General features: G+C 73.2%; 14 protein-coding genes. 6 read left to right on the top strand and 8 right to left on the bottom strand.

Translation table 11 applies throughout. The features are described from left to right. Positions 1-20 precede the first annotated feature (20 nt). The 3 genes from ACH9D3_RS16010 to secG all read left to right on the top strand — a co-directional run bounded on the left by ACH9D3_RS16010 (position 21) and on the right by secG (position 2,518). Entirely contained in the window at positions 21-1,244 is a 1,224-nt protein-coding gene (locus ACH9D3_RS16010) for a phosphoglycerate kinase (protein ID WP_396411686.1), read from the top strand. 134 nt (positions 1,245-1,378) lie between these two features. Then, positions 1,379-2,194, top strand: coding sequence for a triose-phosphate isomerase (tpiA, locus tag ACH9D3_RS16005; RefSeq protein WP_396398297.1), 816 nt, complete (start codon positions 1,379-1,381; stop codon positions 2,192-2,194). A 69-nt stretch (positions 2,195-2,263) separates the two neighbouring features. After that, positions 2,264-2,518, top strand: coding sequence for a preprotein translocase subunit SecG (gene secG, locus ACH9D3_RS16000; RefSeq protein WP_396398296.1), 255 nt, complete (start codon positions 2,264-2,266; stop codon positions 2,516-2,518). A 78-nt stretch (positions 2,519-2,596) separates the two neighbouring features. On the opposite strand, the gene ACH9D3_RS15995 is transcribed toward secG, so the two are convergent. Beyond that, positions 2,597-3,352: an AfsR/SARP family transcriptional regulator gene (locus ACH9D3_RS15995; RefSeq protein WP_396411685.1), complete on the bottom strand. Its 756-nt coding sequence runs from the start codon at positions 3,350-3,352 to the stop codon at positions 2,597-2,599. 199 nt (positions 3,353-3,551) lie between these two features. On the opposite strand from ACH9D3_RS15995, the gene ACH9D3_RS15990 reads away from it, so the two are divergent. Next, entirely contained in the window at positions 3,552-4,466 is a 915-nt protein-coding gene (locus ACH9D3_RS15990) for a LysR family transcriptional regulator (protein ID WP_396411684.1), read from the top strand. Positions 4,467-4,468: 2 nt separating this feature from the next. Here ACH9D3_RS15990 and pgl read toward each other — a convergent pair whose 3' ends face one another. From pgl to tkt, 6 genes are all read right to left on the bottom strand, one after another. After that, entirely contained in the window at positions 4,469-5,233 is a 765-nt protein-coding gene (gene pgl, locus ACH9D3_RS15985; RefSeq protein ID WP_396411683.1) for a 6-phosphogluconolactonase, read from the bottom strand. Further along, entirely contained in the window at positions 5,230-6,357 is a 1,128-nt protein-coding gene (locus ACH9D3_RS15980; RefSeq protein ID WP_396411682.1) for a glucose-6-phosphate dehydrogenase assembly protein OpcA, read from the bottom strand. Before ACH9D3_RS15980 ends, pgl begins: the two co-directional genes overlap by 4 nt. Next, positions 6,354-7,865 carry a glucose-6-phosphate dehydrogenase gene (zwf, locus tag ACH9D3_RS15975; RefSeq protein ID WP_396398489.1) on the bottom strand — a complete coding sequence of 504 codons (1,512 nt, stop codon included), beginning with the start codon at positions 7,863-7,865 and terminating at the stop codon, positions 6,354-6,356. Before zwf ends, ACH9D3_RS15980 begins: the two co-directional genes overlap by 4 nt. Positions 7,866-8,035: 170 nt before the next feature. Then, complete coding sequence (locus ACH9D3_RS15970; protein WP_396411681.1) at positions 8,036-9,652, bottom strand: glucose-6-phosphate isomerase; 1,617 nt, start codon at positions 9,650-9,652, stop codon at positions 8,036-8,038. Between the two features lie 61 nt (positions 9,653-9,713). Further along, positions 9,714-10,820: a transaldolase gene (gene tal / locus ACH9D3_RS15965; RefSeq protein ID WP_396398289.1), complete on the bottom strand. Its 1,107-nt coding sequence runs from the start codon at positions 10,818-10,820 to the stop codon at positions 9,714-9,716. A gap of 108 nt (positions 10,821-10,928) precedes the next feature. Beyond that, positions 10,929-13,043 (bottom strand): transketolase, encoded by a 2,115-nt coding sequence (tkt, locus tag ACH9D3_RS15960; RefSeq protein ID WP_396411700.1) that lies wholly within the window; start codon positions 13,041-13,043, stop codon positions 10,929-10,931. Positions 13,044-13,453: 410 nt separating this feature from the next. Between tkt and ACH9D3_RS15955 the strand changes: the two genes are divergently transcribed. Both ACH9D3_RS15955 and ACH9D3_RS15950 read left to right on the top strand, forming a co-directional pair. Next, on the top strand, positions 13,454-14,374 hold the full coding sequence (locus ACH9D3_RS15955; RefSeq protein WP_396411680.1) for a heme o synthase: 921 nt from the start codon (positions 13,454-13,456) through the stop codon (positions 14,372-14,374). A 62-nt stretch (positions 14,375-14,436) separates the two neighbouring features. Further along, a complete protein-coding gene (locus ACH9D3_RS15950) occupies positions 14,437-15,354 on the top strand; it encodes a dihydrodipicolinate synthase family protein (RefSeq protein WP_396411679.1) in 918 nt (305 codons plus the stop codon). Positions 15,355-15,359: 5 nt separating this feature from the next. Here ACH9D3_RS15950 and ACH9D3_RS15945 read toward each other — a convergent pair whose 3' ends face one another. Then, on the bottom strand, positions 15,360-16,385 hold the full coding sequence (locus tag ACH9D3_RS15945; protein ID WP_396398286.1) for a COX15/CtaA family protein: 1,026 nt from the start codon (positions 16,383-16,385) through the stop codon (positions 15,360-15,362). Positions 16,386-16,430 lie beyond the last annotated feature (45 nt).

The raw sequence follows: 16,430 nt of genomic DNA, 5'->3' as shown, positions 1-16,430 counted from the left end.
GCCGGGGTAGGGTGAGCGACATGGCTCATGCACTTGACGAACTGATCGCCGACGGCGTCGCCGGACGCCGCGTCCTGGTCCGCTCCGACCTCAACGTCCCGCTGGACGGCTTCGCGGTCACCGACGACGGGCGCGTCCGCGCGTCCCTGCCCGTCATCCAAAAGCTCGCCCACGCCGGGGCCCGCGTCATCGTGATGGCGCACCTCGGCCGGCCCAAGGGCGAGGTCGACCCGAAGTACTCGATCGCCCCCGCCGGGCAGCGCCTGGCCGAGCTGGCCGAGGTGCCGGTGCGGATCGCCACCGACGTCGTCGGGCAGGACGCCCGGGACAAGGCCGCCGCGCTGGCCGACGGGGAGGTGCTCGTGCTCGAGAACGTGCGCTTCGACCCCCGCGAGACCTCGAAGGACGACGCCGAGCGCGGCGCCCTCGCGGACGAGCTGGTGGCCCTGACGGGCGAGGACGGAGCGTACGTGGACGACGCCTTCGGCGCGGTGCACCGCAAGCACGCGTCCGTCTACGACGTCGCCCTCCGGCTCCCGGCCTACCAGGGCGACCTGGTGAAGCGGGAGCTGGACGTCCTCACCAAGGTCGTCCAGGACCCCGAGCGGCCGTTCGTGGTCGTGATGGGCGGGTCCAAGGTCTCCGACAAGCTCGCGGTGATCGCCAACCTCATCGGCAGGGCCGACTCCCTGCTGATCGGCGGCGGCATGGTCTTCACGTTCCTGGCGGCGCAGGGCCACCGCGTGGGCGGGTCGCTGCTCGAGGAGGACCAGATCGAGACCGTCAAGGGATACCTCGAGCGGGCCGCCGAGGCGGGCACGGAGATCGTGCTGCCCGTCGACGTCGTCTACGCGGAGACGTTCGCCGCGGACGCCCCGCACGAGACCCGCCCGGTGGAGGACATCGTGGGCGGCGAGATCGGCGCCTCCGGCCTCGGGCTCGACATCGGCCCGGCCTCGGCGGCGCTGTTCGCCGACCGCATCCGGGCCGCGCGGACCGTGTTCTGGAACGGGCCCATGGGCGTGTTCGAGATGGACGCGTTCGCCGCGGGCACCCAGGCGGTGGCCGAGGCCGTCGTCGCCTCGGACGCGATGAGCGTGATCGGCGGCGGCGACTCCGCCTCGGCCGTGCGCAACCTGGGCTTCCGGGACGAGCAGTTCGGGCACATCTCCACCGGCGGCGGCGCGTCGCTGGAGTTCATCGAGGGCAAGGAGCTGCCCGGGGTCGTCGCCCTGGGCGCCTGACCCGCACGCGCCGACCCGCACCACCACCGCGGAAGGGCGCCCCGGAGCCGCACGCCCGGGGCGCCCTCCCCGCCCGGTGCACCACTGCCGACACGCACGACGAGCGGCGCCCCGCCGCGGAGAAGGAGTCCCCGATGACCTCCCAGACCAACGGACAGTTCGACCGCACGCCGCTGATCGCCGGCAACTGGAAGATGAACATGGACCACGCCCAGGCGATCACCCTGCTGCAGAAGCTCGCGTGGACCCTGGACGACGCCAAGCACGACTACTCCCGCGCCGAGGTGGCCGTCTTCCCGCCGTTCACCGACCTCCGCTCGGTCCAGAGCCTCGTGGACGGAGACGAGCTGCGCGTCGTCTACGGCGCCCAGGACCTCTCCGACCAGGACTCCGGCGCCTACACCGGCGACGTCTCGGGCCAGTTCCTGGCCAAGCTCGGCTGCACCTACGTGCTCGTGGGCCACTCCGAGCGGCGCACGATCCACGGCGAGTCCGACGAGCTGTGCAACGCCAAGATCGCCGCGGCGCACCGCCACGGCCTGGTCCCGGTGCTGTGCGTGGGTGAGGGGCTGGAGGTCCGGCAGGCCGGCGAGCACGTCGCCCACACCCTCGAGCAGCTGCGGGGCTCCATCACCGGCCTGGAGGCGGACCGGGTGGCCGAGCTCGTCGTGGCCTACGAGCCCGTCTGGGCGATCGGCACGGGCGAGGTCGCCGGCCCCGACGACGCCCAGGAGATGGCGGCCGCAATCCGCGCGGAACTCGCCGGCCTCTACGACGCCGACACGGCGGCGAGGACGCGCATCCTCTACGGCGGCTCCGCCAAGGCCGCCAACGCCGGGTCGATCCTCCGGGGCAAGGACGTGGACGGCGTCCTGGTCGGCGGCGCCAGCCTCGACGCCGAGGAGTTTGCTAGCATTGCCAGGTTCGAGCAGCACCTCGTGACCGACTGATCACGACCCCCTGACCGTCCGCGCCGTCCGGGCGCGGCTGCTCGACGGACACCTAAAGGTAAGGCCCCAGTGGATATTCTGCAGAACGTGCTCCTGGCAATCATCGTGCTCACGAGCCTCCTGTCCGTCCTGCTCGTGCTCCTCAACAAGGGCAAGGGCGGGGGCCTCTCCGACATGTTCGGCGGCGGCATGACCCAGTCCCTCAACACCTCCGGGGTCGCGCAGAAGAACCTGATCCGGCTCACCACCGCCACGGCCGTGGTGTGGGTCCTGTCCATCGCCGGCTACGCGCTGACCATGCGCTTCAGCGAGGTCGCGGTCTGACCCGCGGACCGACCCACCGACGCCGGGACCCCCGGGCGAGCACGGACCTCCGTGACCGCCCGGGGGTCCCGGCGTCGGTCAGCGCGGCGGACGGGCGCCGACCCGGGCGGGGAGCGGCCGTTCCGGCCCCCGCGACTCCTGGAGCGGCGCGAGGAGCTCGACCATCCGGGGCGCGGGACGAGCCCCGAGCTCGTCCGCCAGGGTGGCGCAGTACACGCGGAAGATGCCCAGCGCGGTGGCCTCGTTGCCCATCGCCAGGTGCGCCTGGAGGAGGATCCTGGTGGCGCCCTCGCTCAGGGGGTCGATGCTCCGTGCCGTCTCGGCGAGATGCCGGGCACGGAAGTGGTCCTGCCGCCCCAGGGCGGACTCGGCGAGGCACTCCGCGGCGGTGAGACAGAGGTCGCGGAGGCGCCGCTGCTCCGTCACCACCCAGTCGTCGTACCACCCCGGCAGCAGCTCCGCGCCCGCGGCGCCGGCGGACCACCACGGGTCGGTCACCGGGTCACCGGCGGTCGCACCGACCAGCGCGCGTCGCAGGCGGTGCAGATCCACCTCCACCGTCCCCGCCAGGCACAGCTCGCGGCCGCTGCTCGCGAGGAGGCCGGGCAGCCGGCGCGAGACGGTGAAGACGGCCGCGCGCAGGCTGCCCATGGCGTGCGCCTCGGTGCACTCCGGCCACAGCAGTCCCGCGAGGCTGCCGCGCGAGCGGCGGCCGAGGACGGCCAGGGCGGCGATCAGCCGCTGCTGCCGGAGCCCCATCGGGCAGGACGTGCCGTCCACCCGGAGGTCCCAGCCCCCGAGAAGCGTCAGTTCGACCCGCTGCTGGTCGTCCATCACCGCATCCTCCGTCCTGCCCGGGCGAGCCGCGAACGGACGCCGGTGTCCGTTCCCGCTCAGGGTAGGTCCGGCGGACCGGCGCCCCGCTCGCCGTTTCCGATCCGGACATGCCCCTTGACGTCGGGAAACGTCATGAATTGTCCCGGACGGCCGCCGGGTGTGTCATGTAAGTGCATACGGTGGGGAGGGACGCGGCATGGACGTGAACCTGGGGCACCTGGAGGACTTCCGGGTCCTCGCGGCGGAGCGGCACTTCGGCCGGGCGGCCGCCCGGCGGAACCTCAGCGCGTCGGCCCTGTCCAAGCGGGTGCACCGGCTCGAGCGCGAGGTGGGTGCCCGGCTCGTCGAGCGCGACGGGGGCGGGTTCATCGACCTGACGCCCGCGGGGCGGTGCTTCCTGCCCCGGGCCGAGGCCCTGCTGCGCAACGCCGACCGGGCACGCCGCGAGGCGCGCGGGGCATCCGGCACGCCGGTGGTCCGGCTCGGCATCCCGGGAGCACCCACGGACCACCTGTCACCCGCCGCGTGGCAGGCCCTGGTCGCGAGCGTGACCAGGACGTTCCCCGGCTGCCGGGTCCGGGCCGTCGGGGTCCCCTACGGCCGGCTGACGCAGAGCGTGCTGTCCGGGCACGTGGACGTGCTGCTGACCACCGGCGACCCGGACCGCCCGGGCGTCGACACGGTGCCGCTGACGGCCGTGGACCGGGTCTGCCTGCTGCCGGCGGACCACCCGCTGGCCGGGGCGGACACCGTGACCGCGGCGGACGTCGTCGATCTGCCGATGATCGTGGAGCCCACCGCCGCACCGCAGTGGATGGCGCCGTGGGTGCTGGGCGACGTGCGGAGCCGGCGGGACATGCGGCTGACGGAGGTGCGGGCCCGCACGCTGGCCGACGTGGTGGCCACCGTCCGCTCCGGCGCCGCCGTCACGCTGGCCACGAGCACCCTCGTCCCGCTGCTCCCCCCGGCGCTGGGCGCGCCCCTCGTCACCGACGTCCCCCGGGTCGAGATCGCCGCGATGCACCGCACGGGGGACGACCGGGACGAGGTGCTGGCCCTGCTCGACGTGCTGCGGATCCTCTCGTCCGTGATCGGCTGCGGCCGCCGCTGAGCTCAGCCGCGCCGCGGCCCTCCGCCGAGCGCGTCCTCGGTGACCAGCAGCAGCGTCTCCTCGGTCCCGCGCACCCCGGCGCCGGGCGTGCGCTCGAGCGGGGCGCCGCCGCGGACGGCCGCGACCGCCTCGGCCTTGTCCGCCCCGGCCACGAGGAACCAGACGCGCTCCGCGCTGTTGATCATCGGCAGCGTCATGGTCACCCGCTCCGGCGGGGGCTTGGGGGAGTCGTGCACCCCCAGCACGGTGGCGTCCTGCTCGTGCACGTGCGGCCGTCCGGGGAACAGGGAGGCCACGTGGCCGTCGGGGCCCAGGCCCAGCAGCGACAGGTCGAAGCGGGGGAAGGCCTCCGTCCGGTGCTCCGCGTCGGCGGCCGCCGCGAGCTCGCGGCGGTAGTCGAAGGCCGCGTCCTCGGCGGTGTCGAACTCGTCGGCGCTGCCCACGTAGTGCACCCGGTCCGGGTTCAGGGCCAGGGCCCCGCCGACGGCCTCGGCGGCCTGCACGCAGTTGCGCTCGGGGCTGTCCTCGGCCACGAAGCGCTCGTCCGACCACCACACGTCGACCCGCGACCAGTCGGCCTCGCCCCGCCGGTCGGAGGCGGCGAGCGCGGCGAGCACCGCCGTGCCCATGCTCCCGCCGGTCAGCACGAGGCTCGCGGCCCCGCGCTCCTCCTGCGCGGCCACCACGACATCGAGGACCCGCCCGGCGGTGGCCGCGGCGAGCGACTCCTTGTCCGGGTGCGCCACGGTCTCCAGCTCGGCGCTCATGCGGGCTCCTCCCCGGGCGCGGGAACGGACGGCGCGGCCGCCGGTTCCCGGCCGGTCTCCGGCACCGGCAGGGCCACGACCACCTCGGCGTCGTCGCCGGACGCCGCGGGCGCCGGCTCCTCCTGCTCGGGGCGGCCCCCGCCGTGCTCGGCCAGGAACCGCGCGGCGCCCGGGGTGAGCTCCCCGGACGTGTCGACGATCCGGGCGACCCGGACGTCCCGCAGCCCGGCGGTGAGCACCTCCCCGTAGACCTCGTCCGGGTCGAGCCGCCGCAGCTCCTCGGCGATGCAGGTGTTGAGGTCCCGCACCGGCATGGCGATCTGCTGGTCGGGCTGGCCCGGCTGCCGCAGCATGGCCACGGTCCGGCCCGGGCGCTCGAGCACGATCTCGCCGTCGTCCCGGACGAGGGTCACCCGGTCCAGGCGGCGGGCCCCCGGGTTGTTGACGAACGACACCTCGGCGTCGAGCCGGGTGCCCAGCCACGTGCCGAGGAGCACCACGCTGGGGGAGCGGCCGGAGCCCTCGACGACGACCTCGCGCACGGGGGCGGGCTCCGCCTGGTCCAGGACCGCCGCCAGCTGGATGCGCCAGTTGGTCACGCGCGTCCAGGCGAGGTCCGTGTCGCCGGGGACGTACCGGCGCCGCAGCTCCGCGAGGGTCTCGTAGGAGTCGTCGCTGCGCGCGGAGTCCGTGATCCGCCGGTGGGCGATCCCGGCGATCGAGGAGGTGTGCGGCGAGGGCGGCGGCACCTCGTGCGGCCACCAGGCCACGATCGGCGCGTCCGGCAGCAGCAGCGCGGAGAACAGCGTCTCCGTGGGCTCGGCGAGGTCCCCGAAGCCGTGCAGCACGATGACCTCCGACGCCCCGGCGTCCCCGCCCATCCGCAGCTGCGCGTCGAGCCGGGTCTCCTCGGACGAGGAGTGCGCCACGTGCACGAGGATCCGGCACGGGTGCTCGTGGCTCGCGAAGTTCGCGGCCTCCAGCGCGGCCTCCGAGTGCCCGGCCTGGGCCAGGATCACCAGGGTGAGGACCCGGCCGAGCGTCACGACGCCGTGCTGGTCCCGGAGCTGGTTCAGCTTCTTGTCGATGGCCGAGGTGGTGGTGTTCTCCATCGAAACGATCACGGTCGTCTCCAGACGCGTCCGTCGCGGGCCAGCAGCTCGTCGGCGCCGGCGGGTCCCCAGGACCCCGGCGCGTACGGCTCCGGCATGATCTGCTGCTGCTCCCAGCACTCCTCGAAGGGGTCGAGGATCCGCCAGGACAGCTCGACCTCCTCGTGGTTCGGGAACAGCGGTGGTTCCCCGAGCAGCACGTCGAGGATGAGCCGCTCGTAGGCCTCGGGGCTGGACTCGGTGAACGAGTGGCCGTAGCCGAAGTCCATGGTCACGTCACGGATCTCCGACTGGGTCCCCGGCACCTTCGAGCCCAGCCGGATGGTCACGCCCTCGTCGGGCTGGATCCGGATCACGATCACGTTCTGCCCGAGGTCCTCGTGGCCGTTGTCCCCGAAGAGCAGGTTGGGGGAGTTCTTGAACTGCACGGCGATCTCGGTGACGCGCCGGCCCAGCCGCTTGCCCGCCCGCAGGTAGAACGGCACGCCCGCCCACCGGCGGTTGTTGATGTCCAGGCGCAGGGCCGCGTACGTCTCGGTGCGCGAGTCGTCCGGGATGTCCTGCTCCTCGGAGAAGGCCCGCACGCGCTCCCCGCCCTGCAGCCCGGCCTCGTACTGGCCGAGCGCCGAGCGCGCCGCCAGGTCCTCGGGGACGACGACGGAGGCCAGCACCTTGGCCTTCTCCGCGCGCATGTGGTGGGCCTGGAACGACAGCGGCTCCTCCATGGCGGTGAGGGCCAGCAGCTGCAGCAGGTGGTTCTGGATGACGTCGCGGGCCGCGCCCACGCCGTCGTAGTAGCCGGCGCGGGAGCCGATGCCGATGTCCTCGGCCATGGTGATCTGCACGTGGTCCACGAACTGCGCGTTCCACAGCGGCTCGAACATCTGGTTGGCGAAGCGCAGCGCCAGGATGTTCTGCACCGTCTCCTTGCCCAGGTAGTGGTCGATGCGGAACACGGAGTCCGAGGGGAACACCCGCTCGACGACGGCGTTGAGCTCGGCCGCGGACTCGAGGTCGTGGCCGAACGGCTTCTCGATGACCACCCGGCGCCACCCGGAGGCGTTCTCGTGCTGGGCCAGGCCGTGGTCGGCGAGCTGCTGGCAGACCGTCTCGAACGCCTTGGGCGGGATCGAGAGGTAGAACGCGTGGTTGCCGCGCGTGCCGGAGTGGACGTCGAGCTCCTTGAGGGTCGACTTGAGCGCCTCGTAGGCCTGGTCCTCGTCGAACTCCCCGCGCACGAAGCGGACGCCGGAGGCGAACTGGCGCCAGACGTCCTCCTGGAAGGGCGTGCGGGCGTGGGCCTCGACGGACTCGCGCACCACCTCCCGGAACTGCTCGTGCGACCAGTCGCGGCGGCCGAACCCGACCAGCGCGAAGGACGGCGGCAGCAGGCCCCGGTTGACGAGGTCGTACATCGCGGGCAGGAGCTTCTTCTTGGCGAGGTCTCCCGTCACGCCGAAGAGCACGAGCGCCGACGGGGCGGCGACCCGGACGAGCCGCCGGTCCCTCGGGTCCCGCAGGGGATTGCGGGCGTTGTTGTCTGGCAACAGAACTCCTTCACGTGTCTGCGGGGCCGCGCGGGCGCGGGCGCCCACGGGGTCCGTCACGCGCGACGGTCGGCGCGGGGGGTCCCGCGCCGACCGTGGCGTGCGTCCATTCTAGGACAGTGCTCCGGTCCCTCCCGACCGGGTCAGCGGTCGAGGGCGTCGACGGCCTGCCGGAGCCGGGCCACGCCCGCGGCGCGGTCCGTGAGCCGCAGCCGCAGCACGGGCCGCCCGTGGTCGGCCAGGACCTGGGCGTCCCCGTCGGCCTGCGCGGAGATGAGCTCGCCGAAGCTGAACGGGCTGTCCGGGATGTCGAGGTCGGTCCCCGGGGCGGCGGTGATCTGCAGGTAGACGCCCTCCGCCGGGCCGCCCTTGTGGTACTGGCCGGTGGAGTGCAGGAACCGGGGCCCCCAGCCGAACGTCACGGGCCGTCCCGTGGCCCGGGCCAGCAGGGGGCGGATGTCCTCCAGGTCCGCCCACGCGAGCCGGTCGAAGTACGCCTGGACGGACAGGTAGCCGGTGTCCGGCAGCTGCGCGAGCAGCGTGGCCAGCGCGTCCTCGACGGTCCGCGTCGCCCCGAGCAGCTCCTGCGCGCCGCGGATCTCCACGGGCCCGTCCACGACGTCCGCGGAGGTGGGCTCCGGCTTGTCCTCGAGCAGGGCACGGGTGGCGTTCTTCGCGGACTCGACGTCGGGCTGGTCGTACGGGTTGATGCCGAGCAGCCGCCCGGCCGCCACGGTGGCGACCTCCCACAGCATCAGCTGGGCGCCCAGGGAGCCGGACACCCGCACGACGTCGCCCTCGGGCGCCGCCTCGTCGTCCACGCCCACGAGCTCCACGACCAGGACGTCCTCCGCGCCCGAGGAGGCCTCCGGCACGTCCCCGGCCCCGGCGACGACGGGCAGCACGCCCTTGCCGTCCTTGCCGGTGGACTCCGCGATCAGCTGCTCCGCCCAGTCGGCGAACCCCGGGATCCCCGAGCCCAGGTCGCGGAACACGAGCTTGTTCCTCAGCGGCTGCGTCCCGCCGAGCGCCGCGCCCAGGTGCAGCCCGGGATTGTCCTCGGTGTCCTCGCGCAGCACCTCGCCGGCCTCGTCGGCGTCGTCCAGGAGCGCCTCGACGTCCACCCCGGCCAGGCCGGAGGGCACGAGGCCGAACGCGGTCAGCGCGGAGAAGCGCCCGCCCACGGTCGGATCGGCGGTGAACACGCGGCGGTAGCCCGCCTCCCGTGCCGACGCCTCCATGGGGGAGCCGGGATCGGTCACGACCACGATGCGCGAGGCCGCGTCGATGCCCGCGTCCTCGAACGCCCTGGCGAAGACCCGCCGGGCGGAGTCGGTCTCCACGGTGGACCCGGACTTCGAGGAGACCACGATCGCGGTCCGCTCGAGCCGGTCGGCGAGGGCCGCGCCGACCATCTCCGGGTCCGTGGAGTCGAGCACGAACAGCTCGACCCCCGCGGTCCGGGTGATCACCTCGGGAGCCAGCGAGGACCCGCCCATGCCCGCGAGCACGAACCGGTCCACGCCCTCGGCCGCGAACTCCTCCCGCAGCGCGGTGATCTCGGCGACGAGCGGGCGGGAGACCTCGGCGGCCTCCACCCAGCCCAGCCGCTTGGCGGACTCGTCCTCCGCCGCGGTGCCCCACAGCGTGGGGTCCTGGGCGAAGAGCTGCGAGGCGAACCTGTCGCCCACCAGCGCGGGGACGTGCCGGTCGACGGCCTCACGGGCCGCGTCGGCGGTCTGGACGGACAGGGAGCTCATGGGTTCTCCTTCAGGTCGGGCAGGACGGACGGAACGGGTGCCGGGGTGCGGGCGGCCCGGCTCAGCGGGCGTTGTCGAGGGCGGCGCGCACCGTGTCGAGCAGCTCCGTCCAGGAGTCCTCGAACTTGGTCAGGCCCTCGGCCTCGAGCTGCTCCACGACGTCGTCGTAGGAGATCCCGACGCCGGCGATCCGGTTCAGGAGCTCGTTGGACTCCTCGTAGGTCCCGGTGACCGTGTCCCCGGTGACCTCGGCGTGGTCGTAGGTCGCCTCGAGGGTCTTCTCCGGCATGGTGTTGACGGTGTTCGGGGCCACCAGCCCGGTCACGTACAGGGTGTCCGGCAGGGACGGGTCCTTCACACCCGTGGAGGCCCACAGCGGGCGCTGCGGCTTCGCGCCGGCCGCCTCGAGGTGCTTCCAGCGCTCGGTGGTGAGGGAGTCCTCGTAGATCTGGTAGGCGAGGCGGGCGTTGGCCAGTCCGGCCCGGCTCTTGAGCGCCGCCGCCTCGTCGGTGCCGACCGCGTCCAGGCGCTTGTCGACCTCGGAGTCCACCCGGGAGACGAAGAAGGAGGCCACCGAGTGGATCCCGGCCAGCTCCTTGCCGTTCTCGAGCGCCTGCTCCAGGCCCAGCAGGTAGGCGTTGATGACGGCGCGGTAGCGCTCGAGGGAGAAGATCAGCGTCACGTTGACGGAGATGCCCTCGGCGATGGTCGCGGTGATCGAGGGCAGGCCCGCCTCGGTGGCCGGGATCTTGATCAGCGCGTTGTCCCGTCCGATGGTGTGGGAGAGCCGCTGGGCCATGGCCGCGGTCGCGTCGGCATCCTGGGCCAGGCGGGGGTCCACCTCGATGGACACCCGCCCGTCCACGCCCTGGGTGGCCTCGGCGATCGGGGCGAAGAGGTCGCAGGCGTCGCGCACGTCGTCGGTGGTGATGGCCAGCACGGCCTCGTCCACGTCCGTGCCGGCCGCGGCGAGCTCCTCGACCTGCTTCTCGTAGGCGTCGTGGGCGGCCAGCGCGGCGGCGAAGATCGTCGGGTTCGTGGTCACGCCGACGACGTTCTTCTCGTCGATCAGCTGCTGCAGGTTGCCGCTGGTGAGGCGGGCGCGGGAGAGGTCGTCGAGCCAGATGGAGACGCCGGCCTCGGAGAGCTTCTTGGTGGGGGTGGTCATGTGTCAGTCAGTCCTCGTGCTCGGGGAGCGGATGGTGCTCGGGGAACGGATGGTGGAGGTGCGGAGGGCGTCCGGGGGAGGGTCTCCGGCGGACGGCGCAGCCGCCGCTCAGCGGTTCGCGGTCACGGCGTCGCGGGCGGCGGTGCGGGACTCCTGGGCGGCGGTGGCCACGGCCTCGGCGGTGATGCCGAACTCGCGGTACAGGGTCTCGTAGTCGGCGGACTCCCCGAAGTGCTCCAGGGACACGGCCCGGCCGTGCTCGCCGAGGAGGTCGTGCCAGGACATGGCGATGCCGGCCTCCACGGTGACCCGGGCCCGCACGGCGGCCGGGAGCACGGACTCGCGGTAGTCGGCGTCCTGGGCGTCGAACCACTCCCGGCAGGGCATGGACACCACCCGGGCGGCCACGCCCTGCTCCTTGAGAAGCTCCCGGGCCTCGACGGCCAGGGACACCTCGGAGCCGGTGCCGATCAGCAGCACCTCGGGGTCCTTGCCCTCGGGGGCCTCCGCCAGCACGTAGCCGCCGCGGGCGACGCCCTCGGCGGAGGCGAACTTCTCCCCCTCGGCGTGCGGGTGGATGTCCGCCCGGGCGAAGGTCGGCACGTTCTGGCGGGTCAGGGCGATCCCGGCCGGGCGCTCGTGGCCCTCCAGGATCGTGCGCCAGGCGATCGCCGTCTCGTTGGCGTCGGCCGGGCGCACGACGTCCAGGCCGGGGATCGCGCGCAGGGCCGAGAGCTGCTCCACGGGCTGGTGGGTGGGCCCGTCCTCGCCCAGGCCGATCGAGTCGTGGGTCCACACGTAGATCGAGGGGACCTTCATCAGCGCGCCCAGGCGCACGGCCGGGCGCTGGTAGTCGGAGAAGATCAGGAACGTCCCGGAGAACGCCCGCGTCTGGGAGGACATGGTGATGCCGTTGACGATCGCGGCGGCGGCGTGCTCGCGGATCCCGAAGTGCAGCACCCGTCCGTAGGGGTTGCCGGTCCACTTGTCCGTGGAGCGGGCCGCGGGGATGAAGGAGGCGGCGGAGTCGATCGTGGTGTTGTTGGACCCGGCCAGGTCGGCCGAGCCGCCCCACAGCTCCGGGAAGGTGTCGGCGATCGCGTTGATCACCTTCCCCGAGGCCGACCGCGTCGCCACGTCCTTGCCCGCCTCGAACACCGGGAAGGCCTCGGCGTAGTCCTCGGGGAGCTCCTCGGCCCGGATCCGGTCGTAGAGTGCCGCCCGCTCGGGGTTGGCGGCCCGCCAGTCGTCGAACGTCTGCTCCCACTCCTGGCGGTAGGCCCCCATCCGGTCCTGGATGCCGCGGGTGTGGGCGAGGACCTCGTCCTCCACCGCGAAGGAGGCCTCCGGGTCGAAGCCGAGGATCCGCTTGGTCTCGGCGACCTCCTCGGCCCCGAGCTTGGAGCCGTGGATCCCGCCGGTGTTCTGCTTGGTGGGGGCCGGGTACCCGATGATCGTGCGCAGGGCGATCATCGAGGGCTTCGACGTCTCCGCCTTCGCCGCGCGGATCGCCGCGTAGAGCTCCTCGACGTCCTCGACGTAGTCCCCGGACTTCGTCCAGTCCACCCGGGCCACGTCCCAGCCGTAGGCCTCGTAGCGCTTGAGGACGTCCTCGGTGAAGGCCACGTCCGTGTCGTCCTCGATCGAGATGTGGTTCTGGTCGTAGATCACCACCAGGTTCCCCAGCTCCTGGACACCGGCCAGCGAGGACGCCTCGGAGGTGATCCCCTCCTGCAGGTCCCCGTCGGAGGCGATCACGTACACCATGTGGTCGAAGGGCGACTCCCCGGCCGGGGCCTCGGGGTCGAACAGGCCGCGGGTGTAGCGCTGGGCGTAGGCGAAGCCGACCGCCGAGGCCAGGCCCTGGCCCAGCGGCCCCGTGGTGATCTCCACCCCGGTGGTGTGCCGGTACTCGGGGTGGCCCGGGGTCTTGGCGCCCCAGGTCCGCAGGGACTCGATGTCCTCGAGCTCCATCCCGTAGCCGGAGAGGAACAGCTGCAGGTACAGCGTCAAGGAGGTGTGCCCGGGGGAGAGGATGAACCGGTCCCGGCCCGTCCACCGGTCGTCCGTGGGGTCGTGGCGCATCACCTTCTGGAACAGCAGGTACGCCGCGGGCGCCAGGGACATCGCCGTGCCCGGGTGGCCGTTGCCCACCTTCTCCACCGCGTCCGCGGCCAGCACCCGCACCGTGTCCACGGCACGCCGGTCCACATCGGTCCACATCAGCTTCTGATCGAGTTCGGTCACGAGAATCGAGGCCCTTTCTGCTGGGATCCGCTGCCGTGCGCAGCGGAAGCCGGTCGCCGACCGGCGGTCTGGGTCCAGCTTAGGTCACGCGCATTTCTGCCGTGTGACCGACAGCACCGGCCCCCGCCCCTGCCGGGGCCTGTCCCGTCATGTCCGGAGCGGGGCCGGGCGCCACCACGCGCTATGCTGTATAGGACCTTCTTCCGCGCCCGCGAGCTGCTGCGCCGTCCGCATCCCGTGTCGACGACGCGCCGTTCCCGGGCCGTCCTCGCGCACGGAGCCGGGGGAACACCACCGCAACCGGGAGCAATGATTCTGTGAACTCACTCGAGACGTCGGGACCCGCAGGACGATCCGTCCTCGGCACCGGGCACACGGGTGTTGCGGTGGCCTCCCGCCACGAGGGGCGGATGACGGCCGCGCGGAAGCTGAAGGCCTACGTGGCCCTGATGAAGCCGCGCATCATCGAGCTGCTGCTGGTGGCGACCGTGCCCACCATGATCTTCGCCCAGCAGGGCATGCCCGACCTGTGGCTGATCCTCAACACCCTCGTGGGCGGCACGCTCGCGGCCGGTGCCGCCGGGGCGTTCAACTGCTACATCGACCGGGACGAGGACCGGGTGATGAAGCGCACGGCCAAGCGCCCGCTCGTCACCGGGGAGGTCTCCGACCGCGAGGCGCTCGTCTTCGCCTGGCTGCTCACGGCGGTCTCGGTCGCCTGGCTCACGGTGGGGGTCAACGTGCTCGCCGGCGCCCTCGGCGCGGGCGCCATCTTCCTCTACGCCGTCTTCTACTCGATCGTCCTCAAGCGCCGCACCGCCCAGAACATCGTCTGGGGCGGGGTCGCGGGCTGCATGCCGGTCCTGATCGGCTGGGCGGCCGTGACGGGGGGCCTCGACTGGCCCGCCCTCGTGCTGTTCCTCTTCATCTTCCTCTGGACGCCGCCGCACTACTGGCCGCTGTCCATGAAGTACGCCGACGACTACTCGCGCGCCGGGGTCCCCATGCTGGGCGCCGTGGCCGGGGCCCGCACCGTCGGCAGCCAGGTGGTCCTCTACGCGTGGGCCACGGTGATGTGCTCGCTGCTGCTCGTGCCCGTCGGCGGTGCCGGCTGGGTCTACACGGTGACCGCGGTGGCCTCGGGCGCCTGGTTCGTGGGGCACAGCCACCGGCTGCACGCCCTCGCGGTGGCCGGACGGCCCACGGACAAGCAGGCGATGCACGTCTTCCACGGCTCGATCGCCTACATCACCTTCGTGTTCCTCGCCCTGGCCGTGGACCCGTTCGTGGGCGGCCCCGTCCTCTGAGGACCGGGGCGCCGGGGCCGGCCCGGTCGGGCCGGCGGAGCGGCCGGTCCTAGGATGGTCGCATGCTCAGCATGACCTTCACCGGGCTCGTCGCCTACCCGATCACGCCGTTCCAGCAGGGCGGCCGGCTCGACCTGGCCTCCTTCGAGCGCTACGTCGGCCGGCTGGTGCGCTCCGGGGTGGACGCGGTGGTGGTCCTGGGCAGCTCGGGCAGCTTCGCGTACCTCTCCGGGGAGGAGCGGGCCGAGCTCGTGGGGGTCGCCGTGGAGGCCGCGCGTGGCTCCGGGGTCCCGGTGGGGGCGGGCATCTCGGCGATGACCACCCGCGAGGTCCTGGAGAGCGCCTACGCCGCGGAGAACGGCGGCGCGGACGGCCTCGTGCTGAACCCCCTGTCCTACATCCCCCTGGTCTCCCAGGAGATCGCGGACCAGGTGGAGACGGTCTCCGCCGCCGTGGCGCTGCCGCTGTGCGTCTACAACAACCCGACGACGACGGGCTTCACCTACCCCGTGGAGCTCGCCGCGGAGCTGTCCTGGCTGGAGAACGTCAACGCGTTCAAGGACACCGCGACCTCGCTCCAGGACCTCGCCGCCCGCCGGTCCCGCTTCGCGGAGCTGGCCGAGCCCGGCACCGCCCACGGGGTCAGCGGCGAGCGGCTCATCCACGAGGCGGCGCCGGACGCCGCCGCGTGGCACTCCGGGATCGCCGCGGTCCTCCCGCGCCAGTACGCCGCGTTCCGGGCCGCGGTCGTCGAGGGCGACGAGCGCGCCGTCCGCACGTGGCAGGCGGCCCTGACCCCGCTCATGGAGATCCTGCGCCAGGAGCGGCCCCTGAGCTCCCTCTACGCGCTCGCGGAGGTCTGCGGGGTCAGCACGGCCCCGCCGCGGCGGCCGCTGCTGCCGATCCCCTCGGCCAGCCGGCAGCGCCTGGCCCTGGCCGTCGAGGAGCTGCTCGACGAGGCGCCCGACGAGCGGGTCTGAGCCGCTCAGCGGCGGGCCGCGGCCTCGGCGGCGTCGGGGGCGTCGGCGGTGCGCAGCACGGGGTCCGGGGTGCGGGTGACCGCGAACCCCTTCTCCACGGTGCGGGCCGTGGCCCAGATCAGCACGGCGGAGCCCACCAGGTGCAGCGCCACGGCCACGAGCGGCACGCCGTTGAAGTACTGGTAGTAGCCGATGAGCGCCTGCAGGACGAGCACGGCCAGCATCAGGTTGAGGCTCGAGGCCAGCGCCACGGGCCACCGGTGCCGGCGGGCGAGGACCATGCCGAGGACCACGGCCACGACGATCAGGTACACCGGGACGGCGTGCGCGCGCGTGATGAGGTAGGCGTCGAAGGCGTGCCGGGCGGTCGAGTCGTCCCCGGCGTGCGGGCCCGTGCCCGTGACCAGGGTGCCGAGGTAGAGGATCAGGGCGCACAGCACCGCCAGCGCCACCATGAGGCCCCGGACGGTGCGGCGCTGCCCGGGGGCCTGGCCCGGCCGCTCCGCCTCGCCCACGGCCGGCAGGGAGCGCCGCCGGGTGCGGTCGACCAGCACGGTGGCCAGGGCGATCATCACGCCGGAGATGATGTAGTGGATCCCCACGACCCAGGGGTTCAGCCCGGTGAGCACCGTGATCCCGCCGACCACGGCCTGCACGGGGATGCCGAGGCCCAGGAGCAGGGCGATCCGGAAGAGGTCCCGGTGCTCGTGGCGCAGCCGGAGCACGGCGAGGAACGTCAGCACCGCCACGGCGGCCAGCACGAACGTCAGCAGCCGGTTGCCGAACTCGATCAGTCCGTGCATGCCCATCTCGGGAGTGTTCGTCCAGGACGCGTCGGTGCACCGCGGCCAGGTGGGGCAGCCCAGGCCCGATCCCGTCAGGCGGACGAGCCCGCCGGTGAGGATGAGCAGGGAGTTCGCCAGCAGGGACGCGACCGCGAGCCACCGCACCCACGGGGTGATCCGTGTCGGCAGCAGGACGCTGCCGCGGTCACGGACGTGGACGTCGCTGGGGTCGCTGGCGCGGTTCATGAACTCACTTCCGGACGGGGTCGGTGCGGCGGGGTGCCCGGGACC

Source organism: Kocuria kalidii, from assembly GCF_044462225.1.
In the GTDB taxonomy this organism is placed as follows: Bacteria; Actinomycetota; Actinomycetes; order Actinomycetales; family Micrococcaceae; genus Kocuria; species Kocuria kalidii.
This window is presented reverse-complemented; position numbering and strand designations above follow the sequence as displayed.

Excerpts from the sequence above, each read along its gene's own strand:
- ACH9D3_RS15995 (WP_396411685.1), bottom strand. The coding sequence starts at position 3,352 with ATGGACGACCAGCAGCGGGTCGAACTGACGCTTCTCGGGGGCTGGGAC.
- ACH9D3_RS15950 (WP_396411679.1), top strand. The coding sequence starts at position 14,437 with ATGCTCAGCATGACCTTCACCGGGCTCGTCGCCTACCCGATCACGCCG.
- ACH9D3_RS15945 (WP_396398286.1), bottom strand. The coding sequence starts at position 16,385 with ATGAACCGCGCCAGCGACCCCAGCGACGTCCACGTCCGTGACCGCGGC.
- tal (WP_396398289.1), bottom strand. The coding sequence starts at position 10,820 with ATGACCACCCCCACCAAGAAGCTCTCCGAGGCCGGCGTCTCCATCTGG.
- ACH9D3_RS15990 (WP_396411684.1), top strand. The coding sequence starts at position 3,552 with ATGGACGTGAACCTGGGGCACCTGGAGGACTTCCGGGTCCTCGCGGCG.
- pgl (WP_396411683.1), bottom strand. The coding sequence starts at position 5,233 with ATGAGCGCCGAGCTGGAGACCGTGGCGCACCCGGACAAGGAGTCGCTC.
- tkt (WP_396411700.1), bottom strand. The coding sequence starts at position 13,043 with ATGTGGACCGATGTGGACCGGCGTGCCGTGGACACGGTGCGGGTGCTG.
- ACH9D3_RS15970 (WP_396411681.1), bottom strand. The coding sequence starts at position 9,652 with ATGAGCTCCCTGTCCGTCCAGACCGCCGACGCGGCCCGTGAGGCCGTC.
- ACH9D3_RS16010 (WP_396411686.1), top strand. The coding sequence starts at position 21 with ATGGCTCATGCACTTGACGAACTGATCGCCGACGGCGTCGCCGGACGC.
- tpiA (WP_396398297.1), top strand. The coding sequence starts at position 1,379 with ATGACCTCCCAGACCAACGGACAGTTCGACCGCACGCCGCTGATCGCC.